This is a genomic window from Bradyrhizobium sp. P5_C11_2 (genome assembly GCF_054049755.1).
Window position 1 is genome coordinate 1 of sequence record NZ_JBFULT010000299.1, and the last position, 9,192, is coordinate 9,192.

The 9,192-nt window shown below is 65.0% G+C and carries 9 protein-coding genes; 4 read left to right on the forward strand and 5 right to left on the reverse strand.

From position 1 onward, the window contains the following. The 4 genes from ACXJL8_RS24810 to ACXJL8_RS24825 form a co-directional block, all read right to left on the reverse strand. Positions 1 to 375 (reverse strand): ATP-binding cassette domain-containing protein (locus ACXJL8_RS24810; protein ID WP_456685753.1); only part of this gene is annotated, 375 nt, incomplete at its 3' end. A 132-nt stretch (positions 376 to 507) separates the two neighbouring features. Further along, entirely contained in the window at positions 508 to 1,527 is a 1,020-nt protein-coding gene (locus ACXJL8_RS24815; protein ID WP_456622273.1) for a branched-chain amino acid ABC transporter permease, read from the reverse strand. Beyond that, on the reverse strand, positions 1,524 to 2,426 hold the full coding sequence (locus ACXJL8_RS24820) for a branched-chain amino acid ABC transporter permease (RefSeq protein WP_456622272.1): 903 nt from the start codon (positions 2,424 to 2,426) through the stop codon (positions 1,524 to 1,526). Before ACXJL8_RS24820 ends, ACXJL8_RS24815 begins: the two co-directional genes overlap by 4 nt. A 90-nt stretch (positions 2,427 to 2,516) precedes the next feature. Continuing rightward, positions 2,517 to 3,776: an ABC transporter substrate-binding protein gene (locus ACXJL8_RS24825; protein WP_456622271.1), complete on the reverse strand. Its 1,260-nt coding sequence runs from the start codon at positions 3,774 to 3,776 to the stop codon at positions 2,517 to 2,519. Positions 3,777 to 3,948: 172 nt separating this feature from the next. On the opposite strand from ACXJL8_RS24825, the gene ACXJL8_RS24830 reads away from it, so the two are divergent. From ACXJL8_RS24830 to ACXJL8_RS24845, 4 genes are read left to right on the forward strand one after another with little or no spacing between them, the layout of a single operon-like run. Further along, a complete protein-coding gene (locus ACXJL8_RS24830) occupies positions 3,949 to 5,442 on the forward strand; it encodes an AMP-binding protein (RefSeq protein ID WP_456685754.1) in 1,494 nt (497 codons plus the stop codon). After that, complete coding sequence (locus ACXJL8_RS24835; protein ID WP_456622269.1) at positions 5,439 to 6,086, forward strand: TetR/AcrR family transcriptional regulator; 648 nt, start codon at positions 5,439 to 5,441, stop codon at positions 6,084 to 6,086. The genes ACXJL8_RS24830 and ACXJL8_RS24835 overlap by 4 nt, the downstream gene beginning before the upstream one ends. Beyond that, positions 6,083 to 7,993 carry a flavin-containing monooxygenase gene (locus ACXJL8_RS24840; protein ID WP_456685755.1) on the forward strand — a complete coding sequence of 637 codons (1,911 nt, stop codon included), beginning with the start codon at positions 6,083 to 6,085 and terminating at the stop codon, positions 7,991 to 7,993. Before ACXJL8_RS24835 ends, ACXJL8_RS24840 begins: the two co-directional genes overlap by 4 nt. A 17-nt stretch (positions 7,994 to 8,010) precedes the next feature. Beyond that, positions 8,011 to 8,646: a DsbA family protein gene (locus ACXJL8_RS24845; RefSeq protein ID WP_456622267.1), complete on the forward strand. Its 636-nt coding sequence runs from the start codon at positions 8,011 to 8,013 to the stop codon at positions 8,644 to 8,646. 9 nt (positions 8,647 to 8,655) lie between these two features. Here ACXJL8_RS24845 and ACXJL8_RS24850 read toward each other — a convergent pair. Next, positions 8,656 to 9,192, reverse strand: a 537-nt coding sequence (locus ACXJL8_RS24850; RefSeq protein WP_456685756.1) for an alanine dehydrogenase, incomplete at its 5' end; no start/stop codon positions are given.

Consider the following 9,192-nt stretch of genomic DNA (forward strand, 5'->3'; position numbering starts at 1 on the left):
CTCGGCACGGTCGCGCGTCTCGGGCAACGGAAAGCGCTTGTGCAGCACCGCCGACGTGCGCTGGTCGGCGCTGACCGCGGCGAGCATGGTCTCCTGCACCGTGAGCGATTTGAAAATGCTGGCCACCTGGAACGCGCGGCCGATGCCGTGGCGCACGATCTCCGGCGGCGACCGGCCGGCCAGGTCGACGCCGTCGAGCAGGACCTGGCCGGAATCCGGCCTCAAGGCGCCGGTGATCAGGTTGAAGAACGTGCTCTTGCCCGCGCCGTTCGGGCCGATCACCGCGGTGAGCGAGCCGTCGGGGAAATCGAGCGTGACGTCGTTCGTCGCCTTCACGCCGCCAAAGGATTTTGCGAGGTTGCGGATTTCAAGCATGGTGCGTCTCGCGCAGTTGTCTGGCATCGTCATTCCGGGATGGTCCGTCAGGACYAGACCCGGAATCTCGAGATTCCGGGTTCGCACTTCGTGCGCCCCGGAACGACTGCCCGATGGATAAACCTGACATCACTAGCGCTCCTCGCCTGCGTCGCGACGGTGTGCGAACCATTCGGCGACGAAATCGAGCAGGCCCTTGCGCAGGCCCAGCGCGAAGAACAGGATGACCACGCCGAGCACGATGCCATGATATTCGGTGAACCGCGTGACGGTGTCGTTGAGCAGCAGCAGCAGCACCGTGCCGACCATTGGTCCGAGGAAGGTCGAGACGCCGCCGAGCATGTTGATGAAGATGCCCTCGCCCGAGATCGTCCAATAGGCGAATTCGGGATAGGCACCGGAGACGAACAGCGCCATCACCATGCCGCCCATCGACGCGAACAGCGCCGCCAGCACGAACACGGTGAGTTTTGCGCGCCAGACGTCGATGCCGAGGAAGCTCGCGCGCGCGGCATTGTCACGRATCATGCGCAGCGTGTAGCCGAACGGCGACTGCGCGATCTGCCGCATCGCGAGCAGGCCAAGGATCAAAAGCGCGCAGCTCGCGACATAGAGATGGACATGGTTGGAGAGATCGACGCCGAGAAACACCGGCCGCGGAATGCCGCCGCGCAGTCCCTGGTCGCCGCCGGTGAAGGAGGCCCAGGACAGGATGGTCGAGTGGATCAGCATCTGGAACGCCAGCGTGACGAAGGCGAAATAGATCTCCTTCAACCGCACGCAGATCGCGCCGATGACGGCAGCGACCACGGCGGTGATCGCAAGCGTCGCGACGAAGGCTACCGGGATCGGCACGCCGAGCCGCTGCATGATCAGGCCGTAACCATAGGCGCCCAAGCCAAAGAACATGCCATGGCCGAACGAGGTCAGGCCGGTATAGCCGACCAGCAGATTGAGCGAGGTCGCGAACAGGCCGTAGGCCGAGCAGCGGATGACGAAGTCGAGCAGCGCCTTGCTGCCGGTGAACAGCGGCAGGCTCGCGAGCACGGCAAAGGCGAGCAACGCGATCAGCACGTCGCGATAGCGTTGCAGCACCGCACCGTTGCGCACCGGCACCAGCCTCTCGGCGCGTCCGGCCTCCAGCTCGGTCATGCCGCCTCCTTGCCGAACAGGCCGGTGGGCTTGGAGACCAGCACGATCACCATGAACAGATACATCAGGCCTTCCGTGAACAACGGAAAGCCCTGGGAGCCGAAGGAGCGGATCAGGCCGATCAGCAGCGCGCCGATCAGCGCGCCGAGGATCGAGCCCATGCCGCCGATCACGGTGACGATGAAGGATTCGATCAGCACCGAAAATCCCATGCCCGGCGTCAGCGACCGCACCGGCGCGGCGAGCGCACCGGCGAGCCCCGCCAGCATGCCGCCAAGCGCGAACACGCCGCCATAGATCAGGCCGGTGTTGATGCCGAGCGCGGAGACCATGCCGGGATTATGCGCCGCCGCCCGGATCACCTTGCCGATGCGGCTGCGCGACAGGCCAAAGCCGAGCACGGCGGCCGCGACCAGCGCCACGCCGATCAGCAGCAGATAGTAAGGCGGCACCACGCCGCCGGCGATGAACAGCGGCATCACCTGGAATGCCGCCGGCATGCCCATCGACTTGAATTCCGGCCCCCAGATCAGCCGCACCACATCGTCGAAGATCAGCACGAAGGCGTAGCAGACCAACAGCTGCATCAGCACGTCCGCGCCATAGACGCGGCTCATGAACACGCGCTCGAAGACCAGGCCGAGGATCGCGGTGCCGGCCGCGCCCGCGAGTATCGCCAGCGCGAAGCTGTCGGTGAGCTGATAGGCCGTCATCGCGAAGTAGGCGCCGAACATGTAGAAGGCGCCGTGGCTGAAATTGACGATCTTGAGCACGCCAAAAATCAGGGTCAGCCCGACCGCGACCAGGAACAGCAGCATGCCGATGATGAGCCCGCTGGTGGTTTGCGTCACCAGGCAGGCGGAACTGGAAAGGCAGCCGGCAAGCGCGTCGAGATCCACGGGTGCACTTTCATTGCGGCGCGCCTGATACGGCGCGGAGAACCAAAACAAGACGGCGGAGACGGTCGCCCGTCTCCGCCGAACGCGTTGTCAGGTGTAGCCCTTGCTCTTCTTCCACTCGGCCTCGAGCTCGAAGATGGTCTTCCAGTCGCCGGCCTTGACCTCCGGCACATAGGGCTCCTGCGGGATCGTGGTGCCCCAGCCGATCGCGTAGCCGACCAGCGTGTGGTCGTCGGCGCGCATCGTCACGGAGCCGTCGGCGCCGAACGGGCATTTGATGGTGAGGCCGGCCAAGGCCTCCGCGATCTTCTTGCCGTCGGTGGAGTTCGCCTTCTTGGCGGCTTCGGCGAGGAACATCACCGCGGTGGCGTTCTGCCACGACCAGTTGGTCGGATACTCGTTGTACTTGGCCTTGTAGGCATCGCCCCAGGCGGCATTTTCCGGCGTGGTCGGGAACGTCTTGATGTAGCGGTTGCCGGAGTGGATGCCCTTGGGCAGGTTCTTCACCACCGTGAGCGCGGTGTAGTCGGCCATGTTGACCGCGAACACCTCCATCTGGCCGAACATCGCGTAGATGTTGGCCTGGTCGATGTAGGAGGTGAGATCGCCGCCCCACAGACAGGAGTACAGCGCCTGCGGTTTCGCCTGCAAAATCTTGGTGACGACCTCGGTGTAGTCTGGCTGGAACAGCTTTGGCCAGGACTCGCTGATGACCTCGACGTCGGGCGCGAAGCGCTTCAGGTACAGCGTGAACTCGCCGGTGGTGTCGCGGCCATAGGCATAGTCGGGCGAGCAGGTCGCCCATTTCTTCAGGCCCTTGGCCTTGGAGATCGAGGCGGCGTAGCTGCCGCCGACGATGGAATCGTGAATGCCCTGCCGCACGCAGCGGAACGCATTGGGAATGTGCTGCTTGGGATCGGCGGTCAGCGAAGAGGCTTCCGAGCAGGTGTGGACGCAGAGCACGCCGAGATCGCGCGCCACTTCATGCACCGCGAAAGAGCCGGAGGACGCCTCGCCGTCGATCAGCCACTCGCAGCCGTCGGTGTTGACGAGTTCGCGCGCGACGCGGGCGGCTTCCTGCGGCTGGCCCTTGGAGTCGCGGATCACCATCTCGATTGGCCGACCGGCAAGGCCGCCGGCGGCGTTGACCTTCTCGACCTCGAGCATCACCGCATTGCGCGAGGACGTGCCGAGCTGCGCGACGCGGCCGGACAGAATCGTCGGCATGCCGATCTTGATGGTCTTGGCCTGAGCGCGCGCCACCCAGGGCGCGGCAACACTCATCGCTCCGGCACCCATCAGCGCCAGTGTCGAGCGGCGGCTGATGCCCGGTCTGCGGGTTCTCGTCATCTTTTTTCCTCCCTCTGTCGGGTCGGCGTGTCCTGATCCCTGCCGGAGATCGTCTCGTCTCCGTGTTCCCAACAATTTCAGAGGCAGGGGGGTGACGTCAAGCCAAAGATGAATTACGAGTCATAATTCATCGAGGGAGGAAATGAGGCCGACACCGGCCCAAAGCCCGCAAATGATCAACCTTTCGAGCTTCATCGCCTTTCACGCCCGGCGGACGCCGGRGCGGCCCGCGCTGAAATATCGCGGCGAGGAGATTTCCTACGCGGCCTTCGACGCGCGCATCCGGCAAGTCGCCGGCTGGCTCGCCGGACAGGGCATCGGTGCCGGTGACGTCGTGGCCGTCCTGATGAAGAACAGCGCGGCGTTCCTGGAGCTGGTCTTCGCCACCAGCCATCTCGGCGCGGTGTTTCTGCCGATCAACTTCCGCCTCTCCCGCGACGAGGTCGGCTACATCGCCGGCAATGCCGGCGCCCGCCTGCTGATCGTCGACGAAGAGCTGGCGGCGAACGCGGCGGGCGCAACGGTGGTCGTGCTGAACCAAGCCGCGCAGCACAGCGTGACGCACCTCGCAGGCGACGCGCCGCCCGCCCCCATCCACGTCCGCCAACCGTCCGACCTGATGCGGCTGATGTACACTTCGGGCACGACCGACCGTCCCAAGGGCGTGATGCTCGCTTACGACAATTTCTACTGGAAGTCGGCCGACCAGACCATCGCACTGGGCTTGAGCGCCGAGACGCGGCTGCTCGTCGTCGGCCCGCTCTATCACGTCGGCGCGCTCGACCTGCCCGGGATCGCTGTGCTCTGGCATGGCGGCTTCATCCGCATCGAGCGCAACTTCGAGCCCGAGGCGGCGCTTGCCGCCATCGCGGAGGACCGGCTCAACGCAGCCTGGTTCGCGCCGGTGATGACCACCGCGATGCTCACCTGCCCCACCCGTGAGCGCTACGACGTCTCCAGCCTGAGATGGGCGATCGGCGGCGGCGAGAAGACGCCGGAGGTGCGCATCCGCGCCTTCTCGGAGTTGTTCCGCAACGCGCGCTACATCGACGCCTATGGCCTCACCGAAACCGTGGGCGGCGACACCTTCATGGAGGCCGGCCGCGAGATCGAGAAGATCGGCTCGACCGGCCGCGCCATCACCCATGTCGCGATCGAGATCCGCGACGAGGCCGGTGAGAGGCTGCCGCCGAACGTCAACGGCGAGATCTGCCTGCGCGGGCCCAAAATTACGCGCGGCTATTGGAAGGATCCGGAGAAGACGGCGGCCGCATTCTTCGGCGACTGGTTCCGCAGCGGCGACGTCGGCTATCTCGACGACGACGGCTTCCTCTATCTGACCGACCGCAAGAAGGACATGATCATCTCCGGCGGCGAGAACATCGCCTCCTCCGAGGTCGAGCGTGTCATCTACGAGCTACCGGAGGTGCGCGAGGTCGCGGTGATCGGCCTGCGCGATGCGCGCTGGGGCGAGAAGCCGGTCGCCATCGTCGTGCTGGCCGAAGGCGCCACGCTCGAGCTGCCTGCCCTCACCGAGCACTGCCGCGCGCGGCTGGCGAGCTTCAAGGTGCCGAAACAGCTCGTTGTCCGCGACAGCCTGCCGCGCAACCCGAGCGGAAAAATCCTCAAGCGCGTGCTGCGCGCCGAGCTGGAGACTGTTGAATGACGCGAGCAGACACCGCGGCAAAAGTGACGAAGCTCAACCGCGTCGAGCGCAACGCCTGGACCAAGCAGAAGATCTTTGACGCCGCGACCAAAGTCGTCGGCAAACATGGTTATGCCGAAGCCTCCGTGGCCCGCATCACCGAGCAGGCCGGCGTCGCGCAAGGCACCTTCTACAATCACTTCGAGAACCGCCAGGAGCTGCTCGATCAGCTGCTGCCGAAAATCGGCCTCGACATGGTCGAGTTCATCCGCGCGCGCACCGGCACGGCCGATGCGGCGCGGCAGGAGATCGAGCGCTTTTCGGCCTTCTTCGACTTCATCTGCGAGGTGCCGGAATTTTTGCGCATCCTCAACGAGGCCGAATTCTTCGCTCCCGTCGGCTACCAGAAGCACCTCGACAACATCTCGACCGCCTATGTCCGCATCCTGCGCCGCGCCCGGCTCGCCGGGGCCATCGAGGACTACAGCGACGAGGAGTTCGAGGCGATCGTCCACATGCTGATGGGCTCGCGCGGCTATCTCAGCCGCCGCTACTCCTATTCGAAAGGCGGCGTCAGCGCCGTGCCCGATCACGTCATCTCGGCCTATCGCAAGCTGATGACGCGCGGCCTGTTCAGTTCATCCGGGGATCAGGAAACACCATGAACATCGCATCTCCACGCAAGCCGCTCGACCTCGCCTCGGCGATTGCCGAAGGCGATATCCGCTGCCTCCTGATGGTGCTGGTGCACATGACGGGCGACGAGCGCTGGCTCGAGCCGCCCTATTTGCCGAAGCGCGACATCCGCCTGATCCCCGATCCCGAGGCCGGCGTGCCCAGGGAGGTTCAGGACGAAATTCGCGCCGCGGTCGTCAACCTCTTTGCCGACGGAGCGCCCAAGCCCGTGATCGCCGACCCCGGCGACACGCTGCTGCTGAGGATGATGCGCGCCTGCCTCGGCGAAAACGTCGCGCCGGAATATGCGCCGCTGATGCGCGAAGAGATGGGTTTTGTGGCGCGCGAACCGCGCTGGACCAATCGCCCTTCCGACGGCAAACTCGCCGATCAGCACGTCCTGATCGTCGGCGCCGGCGTCTGCGCCATCGCGCTTGGCGTGACGCTCGGCCATCTCGGCATCCCCTACACCATCGTCGAGAAGAACGACGAGCTCGGCGGCACCTGGTGGATCAACCRCTATCCGGGCTGCGGCGTCGATACGCCGAACCACTCCTATTCCTATTCCTTCAGCTCGCACAACGAATGGACGCGGTATTTCTGCCAGCGCGAGGAGCTGCTCGGATATCTCCAGAAGGTTGCCGACGCATACGGCATCCGCAAGCATCTGCGCGTCAACACCGAGCTGACCTCGGCGCGCTGGGACGAAGGCAAGCGGCGCTGGATCTCCACGCTGAGGACGCAGAACGGCGAAGAAACCTTCGAATCCACCGCGCTGGTCTCGGCCATTGGCCAGCTCAACGACCCCTCCCGCGCCCGCTTCGAGGGCGAGGACGATTTTGCGGGAACGATCCTGCATTCGGCGCTGTGGACCGATGACATCAAGCTCGACGGCAAGCATGTTGCCGTGATCGGCACCGGCGCCACCGCGATGCAGCTCGTGCCGGCGATCGCCGGCCGCGTCGCCTCCGTCACCGTGTATCAGCGCAGCGCGCAATGGGCGCGGCCGGTGCAGGGCTATGCCGATCCGATCAGCGAGGGCGCGCGCTGGCTGCTCGCGCATCTGCCGTTCTATGTGCAGTGGTATCGCTTCAACATGTTCTGGCGCTATGGCGACGGACTGTTGCCCTTCCTGCGCAAGGACCCGGCCTGGCCGCATCCCGAGCGCGCCGTCAACAAGGGCAATGACCGGCACCGGCAGGAGCTGACCGACTTCATCCTCACCGAGCTGAAGGATCGCCCCGACCTGATTGCCAAATGCGTGCCGACCTACCCGCCCTATGGCAAGCGCATCCTGCTCGACAACAACTGGTTCAAGACATTGACGCGGCCGAATGTCGAGCTGGTCACCGACGGGGTCGACCATTTCGATCAGGGCGGCATCGTCACCGCCGACGGCGAGCACCGCCCGGCCGACATCATCGTGATCGCGACCGGGTTCAAGGTCACGGAAATGGCGGCCCGCCTCGACATCACCGGCCGCGACGGCAAGAATCTGCGCGACAAATGGGGCCACGACAATCCGACCGCGTTTCTCGGCCTCACCGTGCCCGATTTTCCCAACTTCTTCTGCATGCTGGGGCCGAACTCCGGCCCCGCCCATGGCGGCAGCGTGATCTTTCAGTCGGAATGCCAGAGCCGCTACATCTCCGCCTGTCTGGTCGACATGATCGAGCACGACGTTTCCGCCATCGACGTCCGCCAGGACGTGCACGACGACTACATCCGGAAGGTGGACGCCGAGCACGAGGGCATGATCTGGACCCATCCGGGCATGACGACCTACTATCGCAACTCAAGCGGCCGCGTGTTTTCCGCKATGCCGTGGCGCTTCGTCGACTATTGGCGCATGACGCATGATCCGGATTTGAGGCAGTACAAGCTGACGAAGGGGTAGACTGTAGGGAGAGACCGATGCCCAAGCCGCGCGTACGCATCTACACCGACTACAAGAGCCCCTACGCGTTCGTCGCCAACAAGCGGCTGTTCGCGCTCGAGGAGACGCATGGCGTCGAGCTGGAGTGGCTGCCCTATACGCTGCGCGTCGCTGAATTCATGGGGACGGTCGAGGAGCGCACGCCGCATTTCTGGCGCAAGGTGCGCTACGCCTATATGGACGCACGTCGCTACGCCAATGCGCAAGGGCTCGTCATGAAGGGCCCGCGACGGATCTACGACGCGTTCTATTCCAGCGTCGGCATGCTGTTCGCGCAACGCCACGGCTTTTTCCGTCCCTACCACGACACGGTGTTTCGCCGCTTCTGGAGCCACGAGCTGGAGATCGATGATCTCGGAGAGATCACCGGCGTCGTCACCGCATGCGGCGGATCGGCCAGCGAATTCGCATCCTACGTTCACGGCCCTGCCCGTGCCGAGCACGATCGCATCATCGATGAAGCCGAGGCGCTGGGCGTGTTCGGCGTTCCCACCATGGTGTTCAATGGCGAGCTGTTCTGGGGCGGCGACCGCATCGACATGCTGATCGGGCGCATCGAGAAGCCCGAGACCATCGCGGCCGCGCTCGGCAGCCGTCACCGCAAGCCGGTATAGGCTGCGCCCCTACGCCGCCAGCCCGCTCTCCACCGGAGCGAATTCCAACCCGAGGCTCTCCGCCACCGCCTTGTTGGTGATACGACCGCGGTGGACRTTGAGCCCGTTGCGCAGATGCGGATTTTCCAGCACCGCGGCAAAGCCCTTGTTCGCAAGCATCAGGCCGAACGGCAGGGTCGCGTTGTTTAGCGCCTGGCTGGACGTCACCGGCACCGCGCCCGGCATGTTGGCGACGCAATAATGCACGATACCGTCGACCTCGTAGGTCGGATCGGTATGCGTGGTCGCATGCGAGGTCTCGAAGCAGCCGCCCTGGTCGATGGCGACGTCGACCAGCACCGCGCCGGGCTGCATCGATTTGAGCATCGCGCGCGTGACGAGCTTTGGCGCGCTCGCGCCGGGCACCAGCACCGCGCCGATCACGACGTCGGCGGCAAAGACCTCCTCCTCGACCGCCTCGATGGTCGAGAAGCGGGTGCGCACCCGCCCGAGAAAGACATCATCCAGCTCGCGAAGACGAGGAATCGAGCGGTCGATCACCGTGAC